Annotated in this window: 22 protein-coding genes; 12 read left to right on the top strand and 10 right to left on the bottom strand. The window is 73.2% G+C overall.

From position 1 onward, the window contains the following. Positions 1 to 13 precede the first annotated feature (13 nt). Both ACFTXQ_RS01055 and ACFTXQ_RS01050 read left to right on the top strand, forming a co-directional pair. Positions 14 to 649, top strand: coding sequence for a DUF6629 family protein (locus ACFTXQ_RS01055; protein WP_382634486.1), 636 nt, complete (start codon positions 14 to 16; stop codon positions 647 to 649). A gap of 91 nt (positions 650 to 740) precedes the next feature. Continuing rightward, positions 741 to 2,390, top strand: a complete 1,650-nt coding sequence (locus ACFTXQ_RS01050; protein WP_382634484.1) for a GMC oxidoreductase — start codon at positions 741 to 743, stop codon at positions 2,388 to 2,390. 76 nt (positions 2,391 to 2,466) lie between these two features. Here ACFTXQ_RS01050 and ACFTXQ_RS01045 read toward each other — a convergent pair whose 3' ends face one another. The 5 genes from ACFTXQ_RS01045 to ACFTXQ_RS01025 form a co-directional block, all read right to left on the bottom strand. Then, a complete protein-coding gene (locus ACFTXQ_RS01045; RefSeq protein WP_382634481.1) occupies positions 2,467 to 2,946 on the bottom strand; it encodes a carboxymuconolactone decarboxylase family protein in 480 nt (159 codons plus the stop codon). Further along, complete coding sequence (locus ACFTXQ_RS01040; protein ID WP_382634478.1) at positions 2,943 to 4,025, bottom strand: dihydrodipicolinate reductase; 1,083 nt, start codon at positions 4,023 to 4,025, stop codon at positions 2,943 to 2,945. Before ACFTXQ_RS01040 ends, ACFTXQ_RS01045 begins: the two co-directional genes overlap by 4 nt. A gap of 68 nt (positions 4,026 to 4,093) precedes the next feature. Then, a complete protein-coding gene (locus tag ACFTXQ_RS01035; protein ID WP_382634475.1) occupies positions 4,094 to 4,258 on the bottom strand; it encodes a DUF6126 family protein in 165 nt (54 codons plus the stop codon). A 16-nt stretch (positions 4,259 to 4,274) separates the two neighbouring features. Next, on the bottom strand, positions 4,275 to 4,925 hold the full coding sequence (locus tag ACFTXQ_RS01030; RefSeq protein WP_382634473.1) for a helix-turn-helix domain-containing protein: 651 nt from the start codon (positions 4,923 to 4,925) through the stop codon (positions 4,275 to 4,277). A gap of 58 nt (positions 4,926 to 4,983) precedes the next feature. Beyond that, complete coding sequence (locus ACFTXQ_RS01025; RefSeq protein WP_382634471.1) at positions 4,984 to 6,519, bottom strand: ATP-dependent DNA ligase; 1,536 nt, start codon at positions 6,517 to 6,519, stop codon at positions 4,984 to 4,986. Between the two features lie 170 nt (positions 6,520 to 6,689). Here ACFTXQ_RS01025 and ACFTXQ_RS01020 point away from each other — a divergent pair, with 170 nt between their 5' ends. Beyond that, on the top strand, positions 6,690 to 9,407 hold the full coding sequence (locus tag ACFTXQ_RS01020) for an alpha/beta fold hydrolase (RefSeq protein ID WP_382634469.1): 2,718 nt from the start codon (positions 6,690 to 6,692) through the stop codon (positions 9,405 to 9,407). Then, complete coding sequence (locus ACFTXQ_RS01015; protein WP_382634465.1) at positions 9,404 to 10,276, top strand: ABC transporter permease; 873 nt, start codon at positions 9,404 to 9,406, stop codon at positions 10,274 to 10,276. The genes ACFTXQ_RS01020 and ACFTXQ_RS01015 overlap by 4 nt, the downstream gene beginning before the upstream one ends. Positions 10,277 to 10,300: 24 nt before the next feature. Here ACFTXQ_RS01015 and ACFTXQ_RS01010 read toward each other — a convergent pair whose 3' ends face one another. Next, the gene (locus ACFTXQ_RS01010; protein WP_382634462.1) at positions 10,301 to 11,248 is read right to left on the bottom strand and encodes an aldo/keto reductase; all 948 of its coding nucleotides are present in this window, start codon (positions 11,246 to 11,248) and stop codon (positions 10,301 to 10,303) included. 84 nt (positions 11,249 to 11,332) lie between these two features. Continuing rightward, on the bottom strand, positions 11,333 to 13,123 hold the full coding sequence (locus tag ACFTXQ_RS01005; protein ID WP_382634460.1) for a beta-galactosidase family protein: 1,791 nt from the start codon (positions 13,121 to 13,123) through the stop codon (positions 11,333 to 11,335). A gap of 168 nt (positions 13,124 to 13,291) precedes the next feature. Between ACFTXQ_RS01005 and ACFTXQ_RS01000 the strand changes: the two genes are divergently transcribed. Then, a complete protein-coding gene (locus ACFTXQ_RS01000) occupies positions 13,292 to 14,422 on the top strand; it encodes a substrate-binding domain-containing protein (RefSeq protein WP_382634457.1) in 1,131 nt (376 codons plus the stop codon). Positions 14,423 to 14,554: 132 nt separating this feature from the next. Here ACFTXQ_RS01000 and ACFTXQ_RS00995 read toward each other — a convergent pair whose 3' ends face one another. After that, positions 14,555 to 15,364 carry a sugar phosphate isomerase/epimerase family protein gene (locus ACFTXQ_RS00995; RefSeq protein ID WP_382634455.1) on the bottom strand — a complete coding sequence of 270 codons (810 nt, stop codon included), beginning with the start codon at positions 15,362 to 15,364 and terminating at the stop codon, positions 14,555 to 14,557. Further along, positions 15,361 to 16,437, bottom strand: a complete 1,077-nt coding sequence (locus ACFTXQ_RS00990; protein ID WP_382635092.1) for a LacI family DNA-binding transcriptional regulator — start codon at positions 16,435 to 16,437, stop codon at positions 15,361 to 15,363. Before ACFTXQ_RS00990 ends, ACFTXQ_RS00995 begins: the two co-directional genes overlap by 4 nt. Before the next feature lie 201 nt (positions 16,438 to 16,638). On the opposite strand from ACFTXQ_RS00990, the gene ACFTXQ_RS00985 reads away from it, so the two are divergent. Genes ACFTXQ_RS00985 through ACFTXQ_RS00975 form a run of 3 tightly spaced genes read left to right on the top strand, consistent with a single transcriptional unit; the run spans position 16,639 to position 19,792 of the window. Next, a complete protein-coding gene (locus ACFTXQ_RS00985; RefSeq protein ID WP_382634453.1) occupies positions 16,639 to 17,790 on the top strand; it encodes a Gfo/Idh/MocA family protein in 1,152 nt (383 codons plus the stop codon). Continuing rightward, a complete protein-coding gene (locus ACFTXQ_RS00980) occupies positions 17,787 to 18,944 on the top strand; it encodes a dihydrodipicolinate synthase family protein (RefSeq protein ID WP_382634450.1) in 1,158 nt (385 codons plus the stop codon). Before ACFTXQ_RS00985 ends, ACFTXQ_RS00980 begins: the two co-directional genes overlap by 4 nt. Further along, positions 18,941 to 19,792, top strand: coding sequence for a sugar phosphate isomerase/epimerase family protein (locus ACFTXQ_RS00975; RefSeq protein ID WP_382634447.1), 852 nt, complete (start codon positions 18,941 to 18,943; stop codon positions 19,790 to 19,792). Before ACFTXQ_RS00980 ends, ACFTXQ_RS00975 begins: the two co-directional genes overlap by 4 nt. A 42-nt stretch (positions 19,793 to 19,834) precedes the next feature. Here the strand turns inward: ACFTXQ_RS00975 and ACFTXQ_RS00970 are convergent, their stop codons facing one another. Further along, positions 19,835 to 20,728, bottom strand: a complete 894-nt coding sequence (locus tag ACFTXQ_RS00970; protein WP_382634445.1) for a hypothetical protein — start codon at positions 20,726 to 20,728, stop codon at positions 19,835 to 19,837. 115 nt (positions 20,729 to 20,843) lie between these two features. Between ACFTXQ_RS00970 and ACFTXQ_RS00965 the strand changes: the two genes are divergently transcribed. The 4 genes from ACFTXQ_RS00965 (at position 20,844) to ACFTXQ_RS00950 (ending at position 25,175) form a co-directional block, all read left to right on the top strand. Continuing rightward, complete coding sequence (locus tag ACFTXQ_RS00965; RefSeq protein ID WP_382634442.1) at positions 20,844 to 22,463, top strand: N,N-dimethylformamidase beta subunit family domain-containing protein; 1,620 nt, start codon at positions 20,844 to 20,846, stop codon at positions 22,461 to 22,463. 152 nt (positions 22,464 to 22,615) lie between these two features. Further along, on the top strand, positions 22,616 to 23,014 hold the full coding sequence (locus ACFTXQ_RS00960) for a VOC family protein (protein ID WP_382634440.1): 399 nt from the start codon (positions 22,616 to 22,618) through the stop codon (positions 23,012 to 23,014). 66 nt (positions 23,015 to 23,080) lie between these two features. Then, positions 23,081 to 23,716, top strand: coding sequence for a VOC family protein (locus ACFTXQ_RS00955; RefSeq protein ID WP_382634438.1), 636 nt, complete (start codon positions 23,081 to 23,083; stop codon positions 23,714 to 23,716). Positions 23,717 to 23,924: 208 nt separating this feature from the next. Continuing rightward, entirely contained in the window at positions 23,925 to 25,175 is a 1,251-nt protein-coding gene (locus tag ACFTXQ_RS00950) for an MFS transporter (RefSeq protein ID WP_382634435.1), read from the top strand.

Genomic DNA, 25,175 nt, shown 5'->3' with positions numbered 1-25,175 from the left:
GTAGCGGGGCGGCATGTGCTGGAGCGCGACGGCCGATCTGACGGCGGGCACGGTCATCACCGCCGTCGGGCTCGTCTGCGTGGCGGGGGCGGTGCGCGCGCGGCGGCCGCGCGATCTGCCCGTGGCCACGCTGCCGCTGCTGCTGGGCGTGCACCAGCTGGTGGAGGCCGCCGTCTGGGCTTCGGGCGGCGGCTGCTCCCCGGCCGCGACGGCCTGGGCGGTGATCGCCCTGCCGGTGCTGCCCGTCTGGGTGGCGTTCGGGGTGCTGCTCGCCGCCGCGCCGGAGGTCCGGCGCCGCCTGTGGGGGCCGGCGGCCGCCGGTCTCGCCACTGCCGGCGTGCTCTCGTACTGTCTCGCGACCCGGCCGGTGACCGCCGAGATCCGGGGGCACGCCCTGGGCTACGGCGTGAATGTTCCGTGGATGCCACTGGCCCTGACGGGCTATCTGTTCGCCACGCTCGGCGCCCTCCTGCTCGCCGGAGACCGGTGGCTGCGCCTCCTCGGCGTGGTGCTGGCCGCCGGGGCATTGGCCTGCTCAGCGCTGTGGCGGCTGGAATTCGCCTCCACCTGGTGCGCGTTCGCGGCGGTCGCCTCCGTGCTCGTGCTCGGCTGGGTCCGACGCCGCCGGCCCCCTCCCTCTGTTACATGACCGACCGAAAGTTACCTAGACGTATGTAGTGACTTCACACGAGAGCGGCAGTAGAACTCGTTCCCATTCAGCCGAGAGTGAGGAACGTCACATGAGTGACAAAGCCCTGCCCGGAAAAGACTCGCGTGGATTTTCACGTCGTGGATTCATTGCTAGAACAAGTTCTATTCTCGGGGCGGTGACCCTGGCGGGCCACATGTCCCCGGCCGCCCGGGCGCAGACAGTCGCCGCCCCCGCCGCCATCGACAACGGCGCCCGCGTACCCGCCCTGGTCATCGGAACCGGCTACGGCGGCTCCGTCGCGGCGCTGCGCCTGGCCCAGGCGGGCGTCGACGTACAGATGATCGAGATGGGCATGTCCTGGGACACCCCGGGCTCGGACGGCAAGATCTTCCCGAAGGTGACCAGCCCGGACTACCGGTCCTTCTGGCTGCGCACCCGCACCAAGGCACCGCTGAGCAACTTCCTCGGCTTCCCCATCGACAAGGACGTCCCCAAGTACACGGGGATCCTGGACGCCGAGGACTTCGCCGGCATCACGGTCTACCAGGGCCGCGGCGTCGGCGGCGGGTCGCTGGTCAACGGCGGCATGGCGGTCACGCCCAAGCGCGCCAACTTCAGCGCCGTCCTCCCCTCGGTGGACGCCGAGGAGATGTACTCGACGTACTACCCCCGGGCCAACGCCGGGCTCGGGGTGGGCATGGTCGACCCGGCCTGGTTCGAAACCGCCGACTGCTACCAGTTCTCCCGGGTCGGCCGCAAGCACGCCCAGCGTTCCGGCTTCGCGTGGACCTTCGTCCCCGACGTGTACGACTGGGACTACATGAAGCAGGAGGCCGCCGGCACCGCCACGAAGTCGGCCCTGGACGGCGAGATCCTGTACGGCAACAACCACGGCAAGAAGTCGCTGGTCAAGACCTACCTCGCCCAGGCCAGGGCCACGGGCAGGGTGACCATCTCGGCGCTGCACAAGGTCACTTCGGTCGCCCCGGCGGCGGGCGGCGGCTACACCGTGACCATCGACCAGATCAACACCACCGGCGACACGGTGGCCACGAAGACCGTGACCGCGGACCGGGTGTTCTTCGCCGCGGGCAGCGTCGGCACCAGCAAGCTCCTGGTCAAGCTCAAGGCCACCGGCGCACTGCCGAACCTCAACGGCGAGGTCGGCAAGGGCTGGGGCGAGAACGGCAACGTCATGTGCGGCCGCGCCAACCACATGTGGGACGCGACCGGCAAACTCCAGTCGACGATCCCGTGCTCCGGCATCGACAACTGGGACGCCGGCGGCGCGTTCGCCGAGGTCGCGCCCCTCCCGACGGGGATCGAGACGTACGCCTCCTTCTACCTGTCGATCACGAAGAACCCGAACCGCGGCGAGTTCACCTGGAACGCCGCGACGGGGGCCGCCGAGCTGAGCTGGCAGACGGCCTGGAAGCAGTCCTCCATCGACATGGCCAAGACCATCTTCGACAAGATCAACTCGAAGGAGGGGACGATCTACCGGACCGACCTGTTCGGTGGGAACAAGATCTGGAACGACACCCTCACCTACCACCCGCTCGGCGGTGCGGTCCTGAACAAGGCCACCGACAACTACGGGCGCCTGCACGGCTACACCGGCCTGTACGTGATCGACGGAGCACTGATCCCCGGCAACACCAGCGTCAACCCGTTCGTCACCATCACGGCACTCGCCGAGCGCAACATCGAGAAGATCATCGCCACCGACCTCCGGTAGGGCCGCGTCCTCCCCCCCAGCGGCCGGGGCCGTTCGGAAGAACCGAACGGCCCCTCGTCCATGGGCGATCCGCCGCTCAGTGCCCCGGCAGCACGCAGACGCTGTCCAGGCCGAGCACGTGGTTGAGGCGGCCGAAGGCCAGCCAGGACCCGATGCTCATCGTCAGCTCCACGATCTCCAACTGGCTGTAGTGAGCGGTCATCCGCTCCCAGAACTCGTCGTCGAGACCGTGGTGGTCGAGGGTGTACCGCTCGGCGTACTCCGCGGCCAGCCGGGTGCGCTCGTCGAAGCGGTCCGTGGTGCGCCACTCCGTGACCGCGTCGGAGAACTCCTCCTCGACCTTCTCCCCGTCCCGGTCGGTACGCCAGTCCAGACAGAAGACGCACCCGTTGATCTGCGCCACGCGCAGCCGGGCGGCTTCGAACTCCCGCAGGCCCAGGGTGGTGTGGGCGTACACCGACAGGGAGAAGTTGGCGGCGGCCATCCCGATACCGGGGACCATGTCCCCCCACACGTACTCGATCGGGTGCTGCCCTTCGGGGACGTCGATCCTCATGGCTGTTTCCTTCCGAGTCTGCCGATGGCGGGGCGGAGCGGGATGTCGAGGGCGTCGTACAGTCCGGGACCGGCCTCGACGAGCCAGTCGATGGCGCTCACCAGGCGGCCGACGGCGGTGGCGTTGCCGCCGGCCGATCGGTTCTCGCCCTCGTCGGTGGCCTCGACGGTGACCTCGATGCGCGGCCGGCCCTCGATGACGACCCGGTGGGCGCCGTCGCCGCCGTCGGGCGGAGTGGGCCAGTCCGGCGCGCACGAGGCGTGGATGCGGGTGACGTGCTCGATGACGATGCGGGGCTCGCCCTCGACGATGCCCTGCACCTCGAAGCGGATCGCCCCCTGGGTGCCGGCCTCGAACTCGCCCATCGTGCCGGTGGTCACCGTGGTGTCGAGCGGACGCCGGTCCACCGTCTCGCGGATCTCGTCGAGTTCGACGCCGAGGGCCCGGGCCATCATGCGTATCTGGCCGCCCCACACCATGGTCGGGATCGAGGGCATGAGCATCATCGGCTCGTACTCCATGGGCTGGCCCATGCCGACGAGGTAGCGGACGGAGTCCGGCTGGTCGTAGGTGGAGTAGTCGAAGATCTCCTGGCAGCGGATGGCGTCGATGGTGGTGCCGAGTCCGCTGATCAGGAGCGGGAGGACGTCGTTGCCCCAGCCGGGGTCGACGCCCGAGGCGAAGAGCGAGCCGCCGCCCTCCGCGATGGCCGCCAGCACCGGATCGCGGAACTCCGGTGGTGCGCCGCGGTGGTCGTAGAGCGGGTAGAGGGCGGGGCTGACGACGACAGCGCCGGACCGGATCGCCCGGGTGATGTCGGCGAGCGCGTCGTCGGGCCGGACGTCCCCGGAGGCCGCGTACACCACGGCCCGGGGGCGGGCGGCCAGCACGGCCTCGATGTCGTCGGTGGCCTCGACGCCCAAGGGGCGGTCGAGCTCGCCGAGTTCACCCGCGTCGCGGCCGACCTTGGCTGGATCGTGGACGATGACTGCGGAGAGTTTCAGCGCTGGATGGGCCTCGACCGCGCGGATGGCCAAACGGCCGACGTTGCCGGTACCCCAGACAACCGTGGAAATCATGCGCGGAGGGTAGCGACAGGACCTGCATGTTTCCAGAGTCTGCCGGGCCTCCTCCGTTACAGGATCCCCTACTGGTTCCGGGCGCCCAGGACGAAGAGGAGGTAGACGAAGAAGGCGAAGAGGTGACCGACGAACAAGTAGGCGATCAGCCTGATCACCAGGCCGCGGGGGAACTTGGACTCGATCTTGGGCTCGATCCTGGACTCGGCGGTCTCGGCCTTGGTCTCGGGCACGGGTACGACTCCTCGGCTATCGGTGGTGCGGGGTGGTGGCGCCGGCACCCAGGCACAGCCCGGCGAGGCTGCTCTGGAGCAGGGTGTGGACGAACAGCAGGTCGGCTCCGCCGGGGGCGGCGGCCGCGATGCGGTGCGGGGTGAGCGAGTCGAAGTGCGCGCTGTCCCCCGGTTCCAGCAGGTGCTCGGCCTCCCCCAGGTGCAGCCGCAGCCGCCCGCCCAGGACGTACAGCCACTCCTCGCCCGGATGGACGCGGACCAGCTCGCCCTGGCTGCGGCCCTGCGGGACGTGCACGCGCAGCGCCTGCATGCCGCGCCCGGAACCGCCCGCCTGCCAGTACGTCCAGCCGTCGGCCTCGCGGGCACCCGGTCCGCCGGCCCGTACGATGGGATCGGCGACCGCCGGGGTCTCGCCGAGCAGCTCGGAAACGGTCGTCCCGTAGGTGCGGGCGAGCGCGAGCAGCAGCGGCAGCGAGGGCTGGCGCCGGCCGGTCTCCAGGCGGGACAGGTGGGCGGGCGAGAGCCGGGCCCGGGCTGCGGCGGCCTCCAGGGTGAGTCCGGCGCGGCGACGCAGGTCCCGCAGTTGCGGGGCCACCGCGGGCAGGTCGTCGGCCGTGTCTTCGGGGGCGGCCGCGTCTTCGGGGCCGGGGGCAGGACCGGTTGTCATGCCCCGATTGAGCCAGAGACTTGCCTGCCTGGCAAACCGTCTTGCCTCTGAGGCAAAATCAGCTGTCGGCGCCGCCCCCGAGCACCGTCTCCACCGTGTCAGCCTGCTCGGCGCTCTTGTCCGGGCGGTGCCTGAGCACCCGCGCGAACCGCAGGGCGACCCCGGCCGGGTAGCGGGGGGAGCGCTGCAGGCCGTCGTAGGCGATCTCCACCACCAGCTCGGGCCGCACCCGCACCGTGAACCCGTCGTCCGAGACCGCGAGCGCGCGCAGCGCCCCGGTCTGCCAGCGCAGCATCTCGTCCGTGAGCCCCTTGAAGGTCTTGCCGAGCATGGCGTACGTGCCGTCTGCGGCCCGCGCCCCCAGGTGCAGGTTCGAGAGCAGGCCGGTGCGCCGTCCGTGCCCCCATTCGGCGGCGAGGATCACCAGGTCCAGGGTGTGCACCGGCTTCACCTTGAGCCAGTGCCGGCCGCGCCGCCCGGCCGCGTAGGCCGAGTCCAGCCCCTTGACCATGACGCCCTCGTGCCCGCGGCGCAGCGTCTCGGCCCAGAACTCCTCCGCCTCGGCGGCCTGCGCCGGCGGGTCCTCGACCACGAGCCTGCGGACGCGGGCGTGCTCGGGTACGAGGGCGGCGAGGACCTCGTACCGCTCGCGGACGGGGCGGTCCAGGAGCACCTCGTCCGCCGCGGCCAGGACGTCGAAGAAGAAGGGGACGACCGGCAGGGTCCGCCGGGCGGCCTCGACGTCGACGCGGGAGCCGACCCGGCTCGCGATCTCCTGGAAGGGGACGGGGCGGCCGTCCCCCGAACGGCCGATGACCTCCCCGTCGAGGATGAACCGCTCCCCCGGCAGCGACCGGGCCAGCTCGGCCACCTCCGGCAGCCGTGCGGTGATCTCGTCCAGGGAGCGCGTGTAGACCCGCACGTCGTCCCCTTCGCGGTGGACCTGGACCCGGATCCCGTCGAGCTTCTCCTCCACCGCGCAGGGCCCGAGCGCGGCCAGGGCCTCGGCGACCGATGCGGCGCTCGCCGCCAGCATGGGCTGTACGGGCTGCCCGACGCGCAGGGTGACGCCGCCCAGCGCCGGCGCTCCGCCGGCCAGCACGGCCGCCGCGACCCGGGGCAGCGAGCCGTCCAGCATGACGGCGCGGCGCAGGTCGGCGGCCGGTACCCCGGCGGCCGCGGCCACCCCCTCCAGGGCCACCGCGTCCAGCGCGCCCTGCCTGACCTCGCCGGACAGCAGGCTGCGCAGGAAGGCCTGTTCCCCGGCGGTGGCGGCGCCGAACAGGTCGTCGAGGATGCGGCGCCGGCGGGCCAGGGACCCCGGGCCGGTGGCGGCGGCCAGCTCGGTCACCGCCTGGTCCACTGCGCGCACGGTCAGGGCGGGCCCCGCCGCCGGTTCGACCTGCCGGGCGAGCAGCCGCCAGCCGACGCCGGGGCGGCCCTGCGGGAGCCGCCCGGCGAGGTAGGAGATGACCAGGGCGGCCTCCTCCGGGGGCGCGGCGGCGAAGACCTCCGCGAGCAGGGCGGTCTTCCGGGACCGGGCGGAGGTCTCGGCGACCTCCCGGGACACGCGCGCGAGCTCGGCCAGCAGCATGCGGCCATCCTCCCGCCGACGGGCGCACCGCGCAGGTCGCGGCTCCGTGCCCGCGGGGCTCGTGTACCGCAGGCGCGGTACTCGACGGCCGCCGGAGTACTCCTCGGGAAGTGCGGGACATCCCCCTTCGGGCGCTCGGGCGCGGGCACCCGGCCGTTTAGGGTTCCCGTATGAAGCTCCGACTGCCCGGGCGACGCCGGAACCGCCTGCTCGCCGGCGCCGCCGCCCTCGCCGTCGTCGCGGGGGCCGGCACGTGGACGGCCTCGGCCGCCGCCGGCGACGCTCCGGCCGTGCACCGCCAGGACGCCGTCCTGGACATGCCCGATGCCGCCATCGACACCTCGTACTTCACGGCCGGCAACGGGGACGGCGGCGGGAAGAGACGTCCCGCCGTGCTGCTCGGACACGGTTTCGGCGGCAGCAAGGACGACGTGCGCGAGCAGGCCGAACAACTGGCCCGCGACGGATACGCCGTCCTGACCTGGTCGGCGCGCGGCTTCGGCCGCTCGGGCGGCCGGATCGGGCTCAACGATCCCGAACACGAGGTCAAGGACGTCTCCCGGCTCGTCGACTGGCTCGCGGCGCGCCCCGAGGTGCAGCTCGACGGGGACGGCGATCCGCGCGTCGGCGTGTCGGGCGCCTCCTACGGCGGGGCGGTATCGCTGCTCGCCGCCGGCTACGACCGCCGCGTGGACGCCATCGCTCCGCAGATCACCTACTGGAACCTCGCGGACTCCCTCTTCCCGAACGGCGTCTTCAAGAAGCTGTGGTCCGGGGTCTTCTTCACCACCGGCTCCTCCGGCGGGATGCAGCCCTCGCAGCAGGGCCCGCAGGCCCCCGATCCGCTCGCCGCGCCCGGCTGCGGCCGGTTCCAGCCGGAGCTCTGCGCCATGTACGAGCGGGTCGCGGTGGCCGGAAAGCCCGACCCCGAGGCCCGGGCGCTGCTGGAGCAGCGCAGCCCCTCCGCCGTCGGCGCCAAGATCAAGGTTCCGGCCCTCATCGTGCAGGGCCAGGACGACTCCCTCTTCCCGCTGGACCAGGCCGATGCCATGGCCAAGGCCATCGCGGCGAACGGCGCGCCCGTCTCCGTGGACTGGGCGGCCGGCGGGCACGACGGCGGCATGCGCGAGGCCGCCCGGGTCGAGGCCCGGGTGACGGCCTGGTTCGACCGCTACCTCAAGGGGGACGAGGGCGCCGACACCGGCCCGGCGTTCCGCGTCTCGCGCTCCGGCGGAATCGACTCCACCGACGGGCAGGTCCAGCTGCGCGGCGCGAGCGGCGGGCGGTACCCCGGGCTCACGTCCGGCCCGCAGGAGTTCGCGCTGACCGGGCGCGAGCAGAGTTTCGCCAATCCGGCGGGCGGCGCCCCGCCCGCGCTGTCCTCGCTGCCCGGCCTCGGCGGACAGCTCGCCGCCTTCGGAGCCGGGCTCTCGCTGGACTTCCCCGGGCAGAACGCCCGCTTCGATTCCGAGCCGCTGGCGAGGCAGGTGCGGATCACCGGGACGCCGACGGTAACCCTGAACGTGAGGTCGACGGCCGCGGACGGCTCGGCCGTGCTGTTCGGCAAGGTCTACGACGTGGGGACCGACGGCCGCCAGCAGGTGCTGCCCAGTCAGCTGGTGGCTCCGGTACGGGTGGAGAACGCGCAGCAGGGCGCGACCGTCGAGCTGCGGCTGCCCGCGGTCGACCACGCCGTCGAGGCGGGGCACCGGCTGCGGCTGGTGGTCGCCTCGACCGACCTCGCCTATGCCACGCCCGCCGCGCCCGCCACCTACACGGTGTCGGCGCAGGGCGCCCTGTCCGTCCCCGTCGCCGCCGGGGTGCGGACCGCGGCGGCCGGGCTGCCCGCCTGGACGTGGGGGCTGCCGCTGGGCGCGGCGGCGCTGGCCGCGGCGCTGCTCGGGCTGCGGAGGGCCGGCCGGGGGGCCGAGGGGGCGCGGGCCGGCGTACCGAAGCCGGAGGCCGACCTGGCCGACGTACCACTGGAAATCACCGGACTGACGAAGAAGTACGCGAAGGCACAGGACCGGTACGCCGTGCGGGACCTGTCGTTCCGGGTGGAGAAGGGGCAGGTGCTGGGGCTCCTCGGGCCGAACGGCGCCGGGAAGACGACCACCCTGCGGATGCTGATGGGGCTGATCTCGCCGGACGCCGGGGAGATCCGGGTGTTCGGGCACGCGGTGCGGGCCGGGGCCCCGGTGCTGTCGCGGGTCGGGGCCTTCGTGGAGGGCGCGGGATTCCTGCCGCACCTGACGGGCCGGGCCAACCTGGAGCTGTACTGGCAGGCCACCGGCCGCCCGGCCGAGGATTCGCACATGGAGGAGGCCCTGGAGATCGCCGGGCTCGGCGACGCGCTGGAGCGGGCGGTGCGCACGTACTCGCAGGGCATGCGCCAGCGGCTCGCGATCGCGCAGGCCATGCTCGGGATGCCGGACCTGTTGATCCTCGACGAGCCGACGAACGGTCTGGACCCGCCGCAGATCCGGGAGATGCGGGACGTGATGATCCGTTACGCCGCCGGCGGACGGACGGTCATCGTCTCCAGCCACCTGCTGTCGGAGGTGGAGCAGTCCTGCACGCACCTGGTGGTCATGGACCGGGGGCGGCTGGTGCAGGCGGGCGAGGTCGCCGAGATCACGGGCGGCGGGGACACCCTGCTGGTGACGCTGGCCGGGCCGGTGGACGAGGTGGTCGTCGAGAAGGTGGCGGCCCTGGAGGGAGTGGGTGCGGTGACGGCCGCCGATGACGGGCTGCTCGTACGGCTCGAAGGCGCGACGGCCGCCGGGCTGATCGCCGAACTCGTACGGCTGGAGGTACCGGTGAGCGGGGTGGGGCCGCACCGCCGGCTGGAGGACGCGTTCCTCACCCTGATCGGAGGTCCGGCATGAGCACGGTGGAGGTCCCGCGGGAGGTGGCGCCCGGCTACCGGGCGGGCCGTACGCTGCCGTTGCGCGTGGAGGCGCTGCGGCAGTGGCGACGGCGGCGGACGCTGGTGATGGGCGGGGTGCTGGCCGCGCTGCCGTTCATCCTGATCGTCGCGTTCGCGGTGGGGGGCGGCCCCGGCAGCCGGGGCGGCGGGGACGGGCGGATCACGCTGATCGACACGGCCACCGCCTCGGGGGCGAACTTCGCGGCGACGTGTCTGTTCGTGTCGGCCGGGTTCCTGCTGGTGGTGCCGGTGGCGCTGTTCTGCGGGGACACGGTGGCCTCGGAGGCGAGCTGGTCCTCGCTGCGCTATCTGCTGGCCTCGCCGGTGCCGCGGGCCCGGCTGCTGTGGAGCAAGCTGGTCGTGGCGCTCGGGTTCAGCCTGGCGGCGATGGTGCTTCTGCCGGTGGTGGCGCTGGCGGCGGGCACGGCCGCGTACGGGTGGGGGCCGCTGAAACTCCCGACGGGTGGCTCGCTGGCGGCCGGGGACACGGTGCCGCGCCTCGCGCTGGTGGTCGCCTTCATCTTCGTGTCGCAGCTGGTGACGGCGGGGCTGGCTTTCTGGCTGTCGACGCGGACGGACGCGCCGCTGGGCGCGGTGGGCGGTGCGGTCGGGCTGACGATCGTCGGCAACGTGCTGGACGCGGTGACGGCGCTCGGGTCGTGGCGCGAGTTCCTGCCGGCGCACTGGCAGTTCGCGTGGGCGGACGCGCTCCAGCCGCAGCTGGAGTGGGCCGGGATGGTGAAGGGGGTGGCGGTGTCGGTGTCGTACGCGCTGGTGCTGTTCGCCCTCGCCTTCCGGGGGTTCTCCCGCAAGGACATCACGTCCTGAGCGGGAGGACCCCGGTTCCGGCGGTCAGGCGACGGCCGGGGCGATGGCGTCGATCTCGGCGAGCAGCTCGGCCTCCAGCGGCCGGTCGGCGACGGCCGCGTTGGCTCGTACCTGCTCGGCGGAGGTGGCTCCGGCGATGACGGAGGCGCAGCCCGGCCGGGCGGAGAGCCAGCCGATGGAGAGTTCGAGGACGCTGCGGCCGTACTTCTCGGCGAGCGCGGCGAGCGCTTCGACGACGTCGAGGCGCTGCTCGGTGAGGTAGGTGTCGCGGCCTTCGAGGCGGGAGCCGGCCGGGACGGGCGCGCCGCGGCGGATCTTGCCGGTGAGGAGGCCGTTGGCGAGCGGGAAGTACGGGAGCACGCCGACCCCGTAGTGCAGGGCCGCGGGGACGAGTTCGCGCTCGGCGGACCGCTCCAGCAGCGACCACTCGTTCTGGGCGGACACGAAGGGTGCCGCTCCGGTTTCGCGGGCGGTGTGGGCGGCTTCGGCGAGCTGCCAGCCGGTGAGGTTGGAGTGGCCGATGTAGCGGACCTTGCCCTCGGTGACGAGCTCGGTGAGCGCGGCCAGGGTCTCGGCGATCGGGGTGGCCGGGTCGGGGCTGTGCAGCTGGTAGAGGTCGATGTGGTCGGTGCCCAGGCGGCGCAGGGATTCCTCGACGGCGCGCCGGATGTAGGCGCGGCCGCCGCGGGCTCCGGCGGCGGGCCCGTACTTCATGTCCATGCCCGCGTAGCCGAACTTGGTGGCGAGGACGACCTGGTCGCGGCGGCCCTTGAGGGCCTGGCCGAGGTGGGTCTCGGAGCCGCCGAGGCCGCCGTAGATGTCGGCGGTGTCGAGGAGGGTGATGCCCGCGTCGAGCGCCGCGTCGACGACGGCGCGGGTGGCCCGGGCGTCGAGGCGGCCGCCGAAGTTGTTGCAGCCGAGCCCGATGGCGGAGACCCGCAGACCTGAACTGCCCAGGGGGAGATGGCGCATGCGTTTGGTTCCTCCGCGTCGTCCGGGTACGTGATCAGCCGAGCGGCCAGTCTAGGCAGACCGGTTCCCCGGCTTCAGCCGCTCTCACTGAAGGGTGACGACCTTGGTCCGGCCCAGGTCGGGCCGGTCGCGCAGCGGGAGTTGGGTGCCGGGGTTCTCCAGTTCCAGGATGATGATCTCGTTGTCGCCGTTCCGCCACAGGGGTGCGGGGGCGTAGAGGGTGCGCTGGGGGCCGCGCGGGGTGTCGTAGTGGCCCAGGAGGAAGCCGTTCAGCCAGATCAGGCCGGTGCCCCAGCCGGAGAGGTCCAGGAATCCGTCGGCCGGCGCGTCCGGGAGGAGGTGGGTGAACCGGTGGAAGGCCGGGCCGGGCACCGCGGTCGCCCGCGCCGCCGTCCAGTCGAGGCCGGTCGGGTCGGTGAGGGGCAGGGTGCGGATCTCCCAGGCGTACAGCTGCTGGTGGCCGTGGCGCACGCCGCGCCGGATGCCCTTGCGGTCGTCGATCAGCGGTCCGTAGTTCACCCGGCCCTGCGCGCGGACCACTATGTCCAAGGCCACGCCCGCTTCGCCGACGGCCAGGTCCAGGCCCTCGTCGGGGGCGTTGCGGTCCAGTACGCCGAGCGGTGCTCCGTCGGCGAAGACGTACGCGCGGTCGCCGAGGCCGTCGATCCGGAGGGGCATCGCGGGGCGGGGGCCGGTGATCGTGGTCCGGTAGTGGATCATGCCGTGGCTCTGGCCCAGCTCCTCCATGGGCTCCGGCGCAGGACGCGACACCGTTGCGCCGCCGAGGAGGTCGAGGGCGGACAGCAGCGCCGCGGTCCCCGCGGGGGTCGCGAGGGCGGGGGTGATGCGCGGCAGCGGGGCGGGCGGCGGGCCGTCCGGCAGCGGTACGTACGCGCCGATGACCTCGCGGAACGCGTGGAACTTCGGAGTGAGTTCGCCCGCCTCGCCGATCGGGGCGTCGTAGTCGTAGCTGGTCACCGTGGGCTCGTAGCCGGGCTCCTCCGGGCGGGAGCCGGTGTGGTTCGCGCCCGCCCAGAAGCCGAAGTTCGTGCCGCCGTGGGCCATGTACAGGCTCACGGAGGCGCCGGTGGCGAGGAGTTCGTCGAGCGAGCCGGCCACTTCCTCCACGGCCCGGACGTGATGGTCCTCGCCCCAGTGGTCGAACCAGCCGATCCAGAACTCCATGGCCATCAGCGGGCCGGTCCGCTGGTAGCGGCGCAGCACCTCCAGGCGTTCGGCCGGACGCGCCCCGAAGGTGGCGGTGGCCAGCCGGCCGGGCACCGCGCCGCCCTGCTGCATCGCGTCCTCGGCGCCGTCCGCCGTGAACAGCAGGCAGTCCACGCCGCGCCGCACCAGGCCCTGTTCGAGGTGGCTCAGGTAGCCCCGGTCGTTTCCGTACGAGCCGTACTCGTTCTCGATCTGGACGGCCACCACCGGCCCGCCGGCGCCCGCGAGCAGCGGCAGCAGCTCGGGCACGACCTGGTCGAACCAGCCGTCCACCTCGGCCAGGAACCGGGGATCGGAGCTGCGCAGGCCCGGCGTGTCCCCCGCCAGCAGCCGGGCCGGCAGGCCGCCGAAGTCCCACTCGGCGCAGATGTACGGGCCCGGGCGCACGATCGCGTCCAGACCCAGGCCCTGGGCCAGCCGCAGGAACCGGCCCAGGTCCCGCCAGCCGGTGAAGTCGGCCTTGCCCGGGGCGACCTCGTGGAAGTTCCACGGCACGTACGTGTCCACCGTGTTCACCCCCATGGCACGCAACCGGGACAGGCGGTCCTCCCACAGGTCCGGGTGGACCCGGAAGTAGTGCAGCGCCCCGGACACGATGCGGTGGGGGCGGTCTGCGCGCCGGAAGCCGTCCTGGTCGTAGGTGAGCATGCGGTGACTCCCGGAACGAGGTCGAGATGCCGTGAAGTGCCGGACGCCGCCGAATATATGAACGCGCCGACCGCGCCGTCAATGACCAGTTGAACGGATTCGATCGAATCGATCGGTTCGATTCCCTATGATGGGGCCGCGCACATCACCAGAACACAGGGGGACGCCTTGCGACCACACGTGAACCAGCGTCAGGCACAGGTACTCGCGATCGTCCGGGAGCGCGGCAGCGTGCGCGTGGCGGAGCTCGCCCAGGAGCTCGGCATCTCCCCCGTGACCCTGCGGCGGGACATCGAGGCGATGGCGGCGCGGGGCGAGATCCAGCGGATGCACGGGGTGATCAGCCGGGTGCAGGCGCGGCCGGGCTGGGCCGGGCCCGGTGCGGTGCCCGTGGCTCCCGCCGCAGCCTCGGGCGGTTGGGGCGGTTCGGGCGGTTCGGCGGGCGCCGGCGAGGGGCTGGTGATCGGCATGGTGGTGCCCACGACCGAGTACTACTACGCCGAGGTCGTCCAGGGCGCCCGCGCGGTGGTCGAGGCGCGCGGTGCGCGGCTGACGGTGGGGCTGACCCGGTACCTGGCCGGCGAGGACCGGACCCAGGCGGACCGGCTGGTCTCCACCGGTGCGCACGGGCTGCTGCTGACGCCGAACTGGGAGACCGGCGCACCCGGGCCCGGGGAGGGGGCGTGGGCCGCGGAACTCCCGGTGCCCACCGTGCTGGTGGAGCGGTGGGCGCCGCCGGGGCATCCGGCGGCGGGGCTGGACCGGGTGGCCTCCGACCACGCGCACGGCGCGGCCGGCGCGGTACAGCACCTGGCGGAGCTGGGGCACAAGCGGATCGCGCTCGCCAGCCGGTCCACTCCGACGGCGACGCGGCTGCGCGCCGGGTACGAGGCCGCCGTGGCCGCGCTCGGCCTGGAACCCGCGCCGCCGTGGCCGCCGGCCGGGCCGGGCCCGGTATCCGACGCGGACCTGTTCTCGCGGACGCTGGAGTACCTGTGCGAGGCGGTGACGACGGGCGGCGTGACCGCGGCGCTGATCCACAGCGACACCGACGCGATCATGCTGATCCCGCGGCTGCAGGCGCGGGGGGTGCGGGTCCCCGAGGACCTGGCCGTGATCACGTATGACGACGAGGTAGCCGGGATGGCCGACGTGCCGCTGTCGGCGGTGGCGCCGGCCAAGCGCGAGGTGGGCGCGCGGGCGGCGGGCCTGCTGCTGGACCGGCTGTCCGACGCGGATCCCGGGGAGGGCCCCCGCCAGCACCTGGAGCTGCTCCCGTGCCTGACCATCCGGTCCTGAGACGGGACCCTCCGGTTGACTGATCGTTTCGATCAACTCACGCGTCCTTGCGTCGGCGGGAGGGAAGCGCAGGCTGGCCTCCCGCGGTGCGGCCGGCCCGGCGCCTACCGGGCGGCGCCCACCAGGCGGCGCTTACCGGGCCGCGCCCGGACCGCTCGGCGTCCTGGCCACCAGCCACTCCAGGTGCTCCCGGCCCCGCGCGAGCCGGCCGGGGAGCTCGGCCGCCTCGGGGTACCAGCGCTTCTCGTACTCCCAGCAGAGCCAGCCGTCCCGCGGTAGGGCTGCCACCGCCTCGGCGAGGGGCAGCACCCCGGAACCGAGCCCGAGCGGGGTGAGCTCGCGCGCCGACGCCACGTCCTTCACCTGTACGTAGCCCAGGTGCGGGGCCAGGGCCCGCCACGACTCGGCGGGCGACTCGCTGCCCAGCCAGGTGTGCAGTACGTCCCACAGCGCTCCGGCGCCCGGATGCGCGACCTGCTCCAGGACCCGGGCGGTGGCGGCTCCCGTGCGGTGGGAGTCATGGGTCTCCAGCAGGATCCGCACGCCGTGCCGTTCGGCGAAGGGGGCCGCGTCCCGCAGCCTGCGCACGGCGTGGGCGTCGGCGGCCGCCGCGGGCAGGCCGGCGCCGCCCGGGAAGACCCTTGCGTAGCGCGCTTCCAGGTCGGCGGCGAGCCGGACCAGGGCCCGTAGTTCGGCGAGGACCGGCTCGTCCGCTCCGGCGGCGGCCACTCGCGCGTAGCCCGCGACCCCGAGGACGGTGACGCCCGCCGCAGTGAGGGCGCGCAGGCCGGCGACCCGGTCGGCGGTCGGGCTCGCGGGGTGCAGGGGCTCCTCGGGGTGGGCGCGCAGTTCCAGCCCCTCGTACCCGTGGGCGGCGGCCAGTGCGGCGCTGCGGTCGAGCGGCGTGCCGGGCAGGCCGAGCGTCGAGAAGGCGTACCTCATGGTGCGCTCCCCGCGGCGGGGGGCGGGGCCGTCGAGGCGCGCACCATCAGCTCGGTGGGCAGGGTGGTGATCCCGCCCGGCGGCAGCGCCCGGCGTCCGGTGACGAGTTGTGCGGCCAGCGCGCCCGCCTCGCGCAGCGGTATCCGGACGGTGGTCAGGGCCGGGGCGGTGTCCGCACAGAACGGCAGGTCGTCGAAACCGGCCACGGAGACCTCCTCGGGAATCCGTATCCCCGCCTCGCGCAGGGCGGCGACGGCCCCGGTGGCGACCGTGTCGTTGGCCGCGGCGATCGCGGTGAAGGGTGCTCCGCGGCGCAGCAGCTCGCGGGCGGCGTCGTAGCCAGCCGAGCGCTCGAACCCGGCGTGCACGGTGAGTTCGGCGCAGGCCTCGGGGAGGCCCGGGTCGTGCCGCAGCAGGGCGGCCTCGTGTCCGGCGAGGCGTTCGCGGGTGGTGCTCAGGCCGGGCGGCCCGGCGATGTAGGCGATGTGCCGGTGGCCGAGGGCCAGCAGGTGCTCGGCGAGGCGGAACGCGCCGCCGTGGTCGTCGAACATCACGGTGGCGACGGGCAGTTCGGCGGGCACGGGCAGCGGGGGCCGCCCGCAGAGGACCACGGGTGCGCCGGCGCCCGCCATCCGCGCGACGCGGGCGGCGAGGGCGGTGGTGTGCTCCGGGTCCTCGGCGGCGCCGCCGGTGAGGACGACGCCCCCGGCACGCTGGCCCTCCAGCAGGGTGAGGTAGGCCAGTTCGGCCGCGGGATCCCCTTCGGTGTTGCAGACGACGGCGAGGCGGCGGGCGTCGCCCTGGCCCGGGGGCGCGAGGGCGCTCTGCAGGGAGCCGGCGAGGATCCCGAAGAAGCTGTCCGCGACGTCGTGGACGAGGACGCCGACGAGGTCGGAGGTGGCGGCCGCGAGCGCGCGGGCGGGGCCGTTGGCGATGTAGCCGAGCTCTTCGACGGCCTGTTCCACCCGGGTCCGGGTGGTGCCTGCCACCGGGTATCCGCCGTTGAGCACGCGCGAGACCGTGGCGGGGGACACGCCCGCGTGCGCCGCGACTTCGGCGAGAGTCACCGCCATGATCCAGCCCTCCTTCTCCTGATTCCGGGTCATCGTCTCATCCGTGTGTGGATCTCCATGATGCCCGAAAGAGAAAGCGCTTTCTATCACTCGTTCGTGTCTTGTCGGCGCGATGAATCCGACCCTAGCCTGGACGCAGTGAAAGCGCTTTCTATCGACGCCGGTCGAGAAGGCGACCGTCGGAACGAAGGAGGGGACGCCATGGAGCGCAGGACGATCAAGATCGCCATGAACGGTGTGACGGGGCGCATGGGGTACGGCCAGCACCTGGTCCGGTCCGTGCTCGCCCTGCGCGAGCAGGGTGGGCTGGATCTGGGCGACGGCACGGCCCTGTGGCCGGAGCCGGTGCTCGTGGGGCGCCGGGAGCCTGCCCTGCGGGCCATCGCGGAGCGGCACGGGCTGGAGCAGGTGAGCACCGACCTTGAGGAGGTGCTGGCGGATCCGGCGGTCGAGATCTACTTCGACGCCCAGGTCACCAGCGCGCGTGAGTCGGCGGTCCGGCAGGCCATAGCGGCCGGCAAGCACGTCTACTGCGAGAAACCGACCGCGCTCGGCTTCGAGTCCTCGCTGGCGCTGGCCCGGCTGGCCGCGGCGGCGGGCACGAAGCACGGCGTGGTCCAGGACAAGCTGTTCCTGCCGGGCCTGCTGAAGCTCAAGCGGCTGATCGAGGGCGGCTTCTTCGGCGAGATCCTGTCCGTGCGCGGCGAGTTCGGATACTGGGTCTTCGAGGGCGACTGGCAGCCCGCCCAGCGGCCGTCGTGGAACTACCGCGCGCAGCAGGGCGGGGGCATCGTCGCCGACATGTTCCCGCACTGGGAGTATCTGCTCCACGAGCTGTTCGGCCGGGTCCGCACGGTACAGGCCCTGACGCGCACGCACATCGGCCGCCGGTGGGACGAGGAGGGCAAACCGTACGAGGCGACGGCCGATGACGCGGCGTACGGGATCTTCGAGCTGGAAGGCGGCGCGGTCGCCCAGATCAACTCCTCCTGGGCGGTACGGGTCCACCGCGACGAGCTGGTGGAGTTCCAGGTGGACGGTACGCACGGGTCGGCCGTCGCCGGCCTGCGCGGCTGCCGCGTCCAGCACCGCGGGGCGACTCCCAAGCCGGTGTGGAATCCGGATCTGCCACAAACCGAGGCCTTCCGCTCCCAGTGGCAGGAGGTGCCCGACAACTCTCCCGCCGCCAACGGCTTCAAGGCCCAGTGGGAGCTCTTCCTGCGGCACATAGTGCTCGACGAGCCATGGCGGTGGGACCTGCTGGCGGGGGCACGCGGGGTGCAGCTCGCCGAGCTGGGACTGCGCTCCTCGGCCGAGGGCCGGCGGCTGCCGGTGCCGGAGGTGGTCCTGTGAGCATCCGGCTCCCCTCGGCGGACGGCGGGTCGCGCCCGTACCGGCCGAACACCGCTCCGCTCCCGCCGCTCGGCTGCGGCCCGGCCCGGAGCCGCACCTTCTACGCGGCCGCGCATGTGGTCGCCGATCCGGTGGCCGCGCCGGCGGCGGGGCCCGGGGTCGACTGGGGCGCGACACTGGCCTTCCGCCACCGGTTGTGGGCTCAGGGCCTCGGCGTCGCCGAGGCCATGGACACCGCACAGCGCGGGATGGGCCTGGACTGGCCGACCGCCGCGCAGCTGATGCGGCGTTCGGCGGCCGAGGCCCGGGCGGTGGGCGGCCGGATCGTCTGCGGGGCGGGCACCGACCAGCTCCCTGCCGACGGGGCCCCGCACTCCCTCGCCGCGATCACGGCCGCCTACGAGGAACAGCTCGCGCACGTGGAGGCCTGCGGATCGGCGGCCGTCCTGATGGCCTCGCGCGCGCTGGCCGCGTCGGCCGGTGGGCCGGAGGACTACCTGGAGGTGTACGGCGGGCTGCTCCGGCAGAGCGCCCGGCCGGTCGTACTGCACTGGCTCGGGCCCATGTTCGACCCGGCGCTGGCCGGCTACTGGGGCCATCACGACCTGGACGAGGCCTCGGAGGTCTTCCTGAAGATCATCGCCGATCACCCGGAGAAAGTGGACGGGATCAAGGTCTCGCTGCTGGACGCGGAACGGGAGGTCGAGATCCGAAGGAGGCTGCCGGCCGGCGTGCGCTGCTACACGGGCGACGACCACCACTATCCGGAGCTGATCGCCGGGGACGGGGAGCTGGCCAGTGACGCGCTGCTGGGCATCTTCGACCCGGTCGCCCCGATCGCGGCCCGGGCTGCGCTCGCCCTCGACCGGGGCGACCGGGCGGGCTTCCGCGAGCTCCTTGATGCGACGGTCCCCCTGTCCAGACATCTCTTCGCCCCTCCGACCCGCTTCTACAAGACCGGGGTGGTCCTGCTGGCCTGGCTGGCCGGGTATCAGGAGCGGTTCACGATGGTCGGCGGACTGGAGTCGGCGCGGCCGCTGCCGCACCTGGCGACCGCCTACGAACTGGCCGACGGGCTGGGGCTGTTCCCGGATCCGGAACGGGCCGAAGACCGGATGCGCGGGCTGCTCGCTCGGCACGGGGTGGCGTCATGAGCCCCACGCCCGGCCCGGCCCCGGCTCCGCCGCGGCTCAGCCTGAACCAGGAGACCATCCGCCAGTGGTCGCTGCCCGAGCTGGTCGCCGGGTGTGCGGCGGCCGGGGTGGGCGCCGTCGGGCTCTGGCGCGATCCGGTCCGCGCCTACGGGGTGCGGAAAGCGGCGCAACTCGTCGCGGGGGCCGGGCTGCGCGTCAGCTCGCTCTGCCGGGGCGGTTTCTTCACCACCGCCGATCCGGTCGGCCGGGCGGCCGCGCTGGACGACAACCGCCGGGCGGTGGAGGAGGCGGCCGAGCTGGGCGCCGACACGCTGGCGCTGGTCTCCGGCGGGCTTCCCGGAGGCGACCGGGACCTGGCGGGCGCCCGGCGGCGGATCTCCGAGGTCCTGGGCGAGCTGGCTCCTTGGGCCGCCGCGCACGGGGTCCGGCTGGGCATCGAACCGCTGCACCCGATGTACGCGGCGGACCGCTGCGTGGTGTCCACCCTCGGCCAGGCCCTGGAGCTCGCCGGGCAGTTCCCTGCGGAGCAGGTGGGGGTGGTGGCCGACTCGTACCACCTGTGGTGGGACGAGCGGCTGCCCGCCGACCTGCTCCGGGCCGGGGAGGACGGGCGCATCGTGTCCGTCCAGGTCGCCGACTGGGTGACCCCGCTCCCCGAAGGAGCACTGCTGGGGCGCGGGCAGTTGGGCGACGGCTCCATAGACCTGCGGGGCTTCCGGAAACTGGCCGACGAGGCCGGCTACCGGGGCCCGGTGGAGGTGGAGGTCTTCCACCCCGGGCTGTGGGCCCGCGACGGCGCGGAGGTGCTGAGGGAGGTGGTCGACCGGTACCGCGAGCACGTCGAGTGAGGAGGAGCCGAGGAGCCGAGGCGCCCGGCTCCCACCGCGGGATCAGTCCTCGTAGGCGTACTTCATGCCGATACCAAGGGTGCCCTGGGCCGGGAGGAGTCCGGCGCCGACGATGTCCAGGACCGGCGGGAGGAGGAGTTTGGCGAGCCGGGCCGCCTCCTGACCGGACAGCGCGGACCAGGGGGCCGTGGCGAGTTCGTCGGTGAGCCTCTCGACGGCGGTGCGCAGGGCCAGTCCCTCGGCGGTGGCCGTGGCGTCCTCGGACAGCAGGCCTCGGGCGGTGAGGCGGGTGCGGGCGGCGGTCCACTCGTCCTCCGGCCACTGGCGACCAGCGAACGCCTCGGTCGGGGCCGCGCCGGTGCCGGCCTGCAGGACCAGGGACTCGACCGGGTCGAGGTGGTGGGCCTGGAGGGCGACGAGGTGCCCGTCGCCGCGGTGCTCGCGCAGGATCGTGGCGGCGTGCCAGAGCACGGCGTGCGGGGCCTGCGGCCAGGGCAGGGCGGCATTGGCGGCGGCCAGCGGGCGCCCGGCGGTGGCGGCGGCCTCGGCGGCGCGGCGGGCCAGCGCGGCCGCCTCCGCCAGCTCCGGGGAGGCGGCGCGGTCGCCGAGGAGGGTGCGCAGGGCGCGGTCGGCGCCCGCCGCGCGGGCCGCGAGGACCCGGGCGGGCGGGGCGGTGTGCCACGACCGGTCGACGTAGCGCTGCACCATGCCCGGGCTGAAGCTGTAGAAGAGGGCACTGACGAGCTCGGCCTCGGCGGGGCCGAGCGGGGCCGCCCGGTAGGCGAAGTAGAGGGGCCACCGGTCGTCGGTGGCATAGCCGAGGGCCGCCGCCTCCTCGTAGCACTCGGGGGCGAAGTAGACGAGGGCGTGGACGGGTTCGAGCAGCTGCCACAGCTGCCGGACCGTGCCCGGGCCGTGTGCGGAGCCGTAGGTCATGTCGCGTTCCCCCAGGGTCGGTTGGTGTCCGACACGGACGGGGGTCAGCCTAGATCAGGGTCCGCCGGGCGGGTCGGTGGAAAGGGGGTTCGAACAGTGACATAACGTGCCCTGCATGGATCAGGAGCACATAGCCGGGGACGGCGAAGGCGCAGGCAGACGGCGGTTCCTCGCGATCGCGACGGGCGCGGCCACGGCTGCCGGGCTCGGGGCGGTGGCCGGCTGCGGGAACGCGGACGGCGGCGCCGACGGGCAGGGCGGGGAACGGGCCGGCGGGTCTGCGGCGCCGAGCGGGAAGCCGTCGGGCGCGGGGCCGGGCGGTTTCGACGTGAAGGCCGAGAACGCCCGGCCGGGGAACGCCGACTGGCCGGTGGCCAAGGCCGGCCCGGCCCGGGCCATCGAGGGCTTCGCGGACCGGGTCAGCGTCCTGCCCGGCGAGTCCTTCGGGCTGCACGTGTCCACCACGGCTCCCCGGTTCACCGTCTCCGCCTACCGGATGGGCTGGTACGGCGGGGCGCGGGCCCGCCTGGTGTGGCGTTCCGAGGCGCTGCCCGGGGCGCGGCAGCCCGAGCACTCCGTGGATCCGGGGACCCGTATGGTCCGCACGCGCTGGTCCCGTACGACCGCGGTCGACACCAAGGACTGGCCCGAGGGCTGCTACCTGCTGCGGCTCGACGCGCAGGGCGGTGAGGGCCAGCGGTTCGTGCCGGTCACCGTGCGGTCGGCGTCGACGGCCGGCCGTACCGTCGTGGTCAACGCGGTGGCGACCTGGCAGGCCTACAACCGGTGGGGCGGCTACGGCAGTTACGACGGCCCGAGCGGCGGCTACGCCTCGCGTTCGCTCGCCGTGACCTTCGACCGGCCGTACGAGTACGACGACGGGGCCGGGCTGTTCCTCGTGTACGAGGCCCCTCTGATCGCCCTCGCCGAACGGCTCGGCATACCCTTGGCCTACGCCACGACCACGGATGTGGCGCGGGAGAAGCGACTGCTGGAGGGGGCCTCTGCGGTGCTCTCGCTCGGGCACGACGAGTACTGGTCGCCGGAGCAGCGGGCGCACTTCACGGCCGCCCGCGACGCCGGTACCAACATCGCGATCCTGGGCGCGAACTGCTGCTTCCGCCGGATCCGGCTGGAGGCCTCCGACCTGGGGCCGGACCGTACGGTGGTCTGCTACAAGTCCTCCTACGACCAGGACCCCGGGTTCAAGCGGGGCCATCCGGCGACCGTCGACTTCCGCTCGGCGCCCGGCGCGGACCCGGAGAGCTCGCTGCTCGGTGTGATCTACGACGGCTACCCGGTGGACGCCCCGTACGTGGTGACCCACCCCGGCCACTGGCTCTTCGAGGGCACCGGCGCGAAGGCGGGCGACCGCTTCGAGCACCTGGTGGGCGTGGAGTACGACAAGGTCAACACCGGTTTTCCCACGCCCCGGCCGATCGAGATACTGGCCCACTCCCCGGTGGTGTGCGAGGGCCGCCCCAGCCATCAGGACACGGCGTACTACACGGTGCCGAGCGGGGCGGGGGTCTTCGCCACCGGCACGATGCGCTGGGTGGAGGCCCTCGACGCGAAGGGCGACGGGAAGGGCGGCACGAACCACGGCCTGGACGCGCGGTCCGGCGCGCTGACCACGCGCGTGACGGAGAACCTGCTGCGGGTGTTCGCGGCGGGCCCGGCCGGCCGCACGCACCCGGCGCAGGACAACGTCAAGGCGGTGTACGGAGGATCGTGAGGGGCGGCGCGGGGGCGGGTGCCGGTCGTCCGGAAAACGGTGGACTTCACCCGGAAGGCATGTTTAGGATCGTGATCACGGCATCGCGTGTCGGTCACCGGCTGGGTGAGGCATGGAGGTGTCCGTGAGATGCCTTGCGGAGGCATTCGCTCATGTCAGTAGAACTGAACCACACGATCATCCACTCCCGTGACAACCGGGAGTCCGCCGAATTCCTGGCACACATCCTCGATCTCGAAGTCGGAGCCGAATGGGGCCCCTTCATTCCGGTGGAAGTGAGCAACGGCGTCACCTTGGACTTCGCGACCGTCCCGGCCGAATCCATCACTGTGCAGCACTACGCGTTCCTGATCTCCGAGGCGGAGTTCGACGCGGCGTTCGCAAAGATCCAGGCCGCGGGGATCACGTACTGGGCCGATCCGCAGCAGCAGCACCCGGGCGAGATCAACCACAACGACGGCGGTCGCGGGGTCTACTTCCCCGACCCGTCGGGGCACGGGATGGAGATCATCACCCGCCCGTACGGGTACCAGGAGGACGACGCCGCGTAAGCCGCCCGCTCGGGGCGGCGGGCGTGGCGTCGGGATTTGGGCGGGTTGTCGGGCGATGATGGCGCCGTGCGACTTGATCACGTGTCCTATGCGGTGGCCCGCGACAGCTTCGTCTCGACCGTCCAGTGGATCGGATCGGCCCTCGGTGCCGGGTTCGTGGACGGGGGCGTGCACCCGCGCTTCGGCACCCGCAATTTCATTCTCCCGCTGAGCGGTGGCACCTACGTCGAGGTCGTCACGACACTCGACCACCCCGCCGCCGACCGCGCACCCTTCGGCCAGGCGGTCGCGCGCCGCGCCGCCGAGGGCGGGGGCTGGCTCGGTTGGGTGGTCTCCGTCGACGACATCGCCCCGGTCGAGGCCCGCCTCGGCCGCACCTCGGCCGAGGGCCACCGTGTCCGCCCGGACGGGTTCGACCTGAGATGGAAGCAGATCGGCCTGCTGGAACTGATGGAGGACCCGCAACTGCCCTACTTCCTCCAATGGCTGGTCCCCCTCGAGGAGCGCCCGAGCGCCGACCCGCGCACCCCCACCACCATCCAAGGGCTCTCCCTCGCCGGCGACGCCGCCTCCATCGCCGAATTCCTCGGCGAACCGGCCGACCACCCCCTCGACCAGATCGACGTGACCTGGGTCGAGGACGAGGAACCGGGCCTGGTCTCGGTCGAGTTCGCCACCGCCCACGGCCCGGTCACGATCTGACCCGGGCCCGACCGCCCGCAAAGGGGCATGACCGGGATACGCCGGAAACCCGCCGGGCGGCCCCTGCCCTTGTTGCGGAGGCGGGCGGTGAGGTCCATCGCGGTGTCGGCCAGCGGATGGAACACGCGTCGGGGCCCGCGTCGCCGTCAGCGCACGCGGTCTTGGTGCGACTGCGGCGGGTTCTGCGGCCGCTGCTAGCCTGCGGTCCATGATCAAGGGCGGTCTGGCAGGCCGAATAGGCCGCATGGCGGGGGATAGCGGACCGGAGCGCGTGCTGGTCGCCGCCAGTTTCGTCAACCGGGTCGGCAACGGTCTGTTCAACGCGGCGTCGGCGCTGTACTTCACCTCGGTCGTGGGTCTGCCCGCGGTGCAGGTCGGTGCCGCGCTCACCATCGCCGGAGTGATCGGCCTGTGCGCGGGGATACCCGGCGGGCACCTCGCCGACCGGCGCGGCGCGCGCACGATCATGATGCTGGCCCTCGCGGTCCAGGCGGTGTCGATGGCGGCCCTCGTCCTCGTCGAGAGCTGGACCGCGCTCACGACCATCGCGACCGTCGACCAGATCGCCGCGGCGGTCGGTGGGGCGGCCTGGGGCGCTCTGGTGGTCCGGGTCGGGGGTGACCGCCCGGCCCTGTTCCGGGCGAAGCTGCGCACCTTCGTCAACCTGGGCGTCGTCCTGGGAACGGTGGGCGCCGGGCTGGCGCTGGCCGCGGACACCCGCGGCGCCTACGTCACGCTGATCCTCGGCAACGCGGCGAGCTTCGCCCTGTGCGCGGCGCTTCTGCTCCTGCTGCCCCGCTACCCGGTGCTGGCGGCACCGCCGCAGCAGCGGCGCTGGCTCGCTTTCGCGGACCGTCCGTTCCTGACGTTCACCGCCCTCTACGGAGCCATGGGACTGCAATACCCGGTGGTTTCCCTGCTCCTGCCGATCTGGATCTCCGAGCACACCGAAGCGCCGCGCTGGACGGTGGCCGCGCTGTTCGCCGTCAATTCCGCCTTCTGTGTGCTGATGCAGACCAGGATCGGCTCGCGTATCGAGACCCCGGACGACGGCGGCAGGGCGTTTCGCACGGCGGGGCTGCTCTTCCTCGTCAGCTGCCCGATGATGGCGCTGGCGGCATACGCCCCGGTCTGGGCCGCGGCAGGACTGGTCCTGGCCGCGATCTTCGTCCATAGCCTGGGAGAGGTCTGGGAGTCCTCGGCGGGCTTCGCCCTGGGCTTCGGCCTCGCCCCCGACCACGCCCAGGGCCAGTACCAAGGCGTCCTCGGCCTCGGCTTCAGCACGGGCCAGGCTCTCGCCCCCGCGATTCTCACCACGGTGGTGCTCGGCCTCGGCACGGCAGGCTGGCTGCTGCTGGCGTTGTTCTTCGCCGCGCTGGGTGCTGCCGGCCCGTCCCTTGCCCGCTGGGGCATGCGGACCCGGCCGCAGCCCGGCGTTGCTGCGCAAGCGACGAGGTGA

It is taken from the genome of Streptomyces sp. NPDC057010, assembly GCF_042673805.1.
Classification (GTDB): domain Bacteria; phylum Actinomycetota; class Actinomycetes; order Streptomycetales; family Streptomycetaceae; genus Streptomyces.
This window is presented reverse-complemented; position numbering and strand designations above follow the sequence as displayed.

Excerpts from the sequence above, each read along its gene's own strand:
- ACFTXQ_RS01055 (WP_382634486.1), top strand. The coding sequence starts at position 14 with ATGTGCTGGAGCGCGACGGCCGATCTGACGGCGGGCACGGTCATCACC.
- ACFTXQ_RS01050 (WP_382634484.1), top strand. The coding sequence starts at position 741 with ATGAGTGACAAAGCCCTGCCCGGAAAAGACTCGCGTGGATTTTCACGT.
- ACFTXQ_RS01045 (WP_382634481.1), bottom strand. The coding sequence starts at position 2,946 with ATGAGGATCGACGTCCCCGAAGGGCAGCACCCGATCGAGTACGTGTGG.
- ACFTXQ_RS01040 (WP_382634478.1), bottom strand. The coding sequence starts at position 4,025 with ATGATTTCCACGGTTGTCTGGGGTACCGGCAACGTCGGCCGTTTGGCC.
- ACFTXQ_RS01030 (WP_382634473.1), bottom strand. The coding sequence starts at position 4,925 with ATGACAACCGGTCCTGCCCCCGGCCCCGAAGACGCGGCCGCCCCCGAA.
- ACFTXQ_RS01025 (WP_382634471.1), bottom strand. The coding sequence starts at position 6,519 with ATGCTGCTGGCCGAGCTCGCGCGCGTGTCCCGGGAGGTCGCCGAGACC.
- ACFTXQ_RS01020 (WP_382634469.1), top strand. The coding sequence starts at position 6,690 with ATGAAGCTCCGACTGCCCGGGCGACGCCGGAACCGCCTGCTCGCCGGC.
- ACFTXQ_RS01015 (WP_382634465.1), top strand. The coding sequence starts at position 9,404 with ATGAGCACGGTGGAGGTCCCGCGGGAGGTGGCGCCCGGCTACCGGGCG.
- ACFTXQ_RS01010 (WP_382634462.1), bottom strand. The coding sequence starts at position 11,248 with ATGCGCCATCTCCCCCTGGGCAGTTCAGGTCTGCGGGTCTCCGCCATC.
- ACFTXQ_RS01005 (WP_382634460.1), bottom strand. The coding sequence starts at position 13,123 with ATGCTCACCTACGACCAGGACGGCTTCCGGCGCGCAGACCGCCCCCAC.
- ACFTXQ_RS00995 (WP_382634455.1), bottom strand. The coding sequence starts at position 15,364 with ATGAGGTACGCCTTCTCGACGCTCGGCCTGCCCGGCACGCCGCTCGAC.
- ACFTXQ_RS00990 (WP_382635092.1), bottom strand. The coding sequence starts at position 16,437 with ATGGCGGTGACTCTCGCCGAAGTCGCGGCGCACGCGGGCGTGTCCCCC.
- ACFTXQ_RS00985 (WP_382634453.1), top strand. The coding sequence starts at position 16,639 with ATGGAGCGCAGGACGATCAAGATCGCCATGAACGGTGTGACGGGGCGC.
- ACFTXQ_RS00975 (WP_382634447.1), top strand. The coding sequence starts at position 18,941 with ATGAGCCCCACGCCCGGCCCGGCCCCGGCTCCGCCGCGGCTCAGCCTG.
- ACFTXQ_RS00970 (WP_382634445.1), bottom strand. The coding sequence starts at position 20,728 with ATGACCTACGGCTCCGCACACGGCCCGGGCACGGTCCGGCAGCTGTGG.
- ACFTXQ_RS00965 (WP_382634442.1), top strand. The coding sequence starts at position 20,844 with ATGGATCAGGAGCACATAGCCGGGGACGGCGAAGGCGCAGGCAGACGG.
- ACFTXQ_RS00960 (WP_382634440.1), top strand. The coding sequence starts at position 22,616 with ATGTCAGTAGAACTGAACCACACGATCATCCACTCCCGTGACAACCGG.
- ACFTXQ_RS00950 (WP_382634435.1), top strand. The coding sequence starts at position 23,925 with ATGATCAAGGGCGGTCTGGCAGGCCGAATAGGCCGCATGGCGGGGGAT.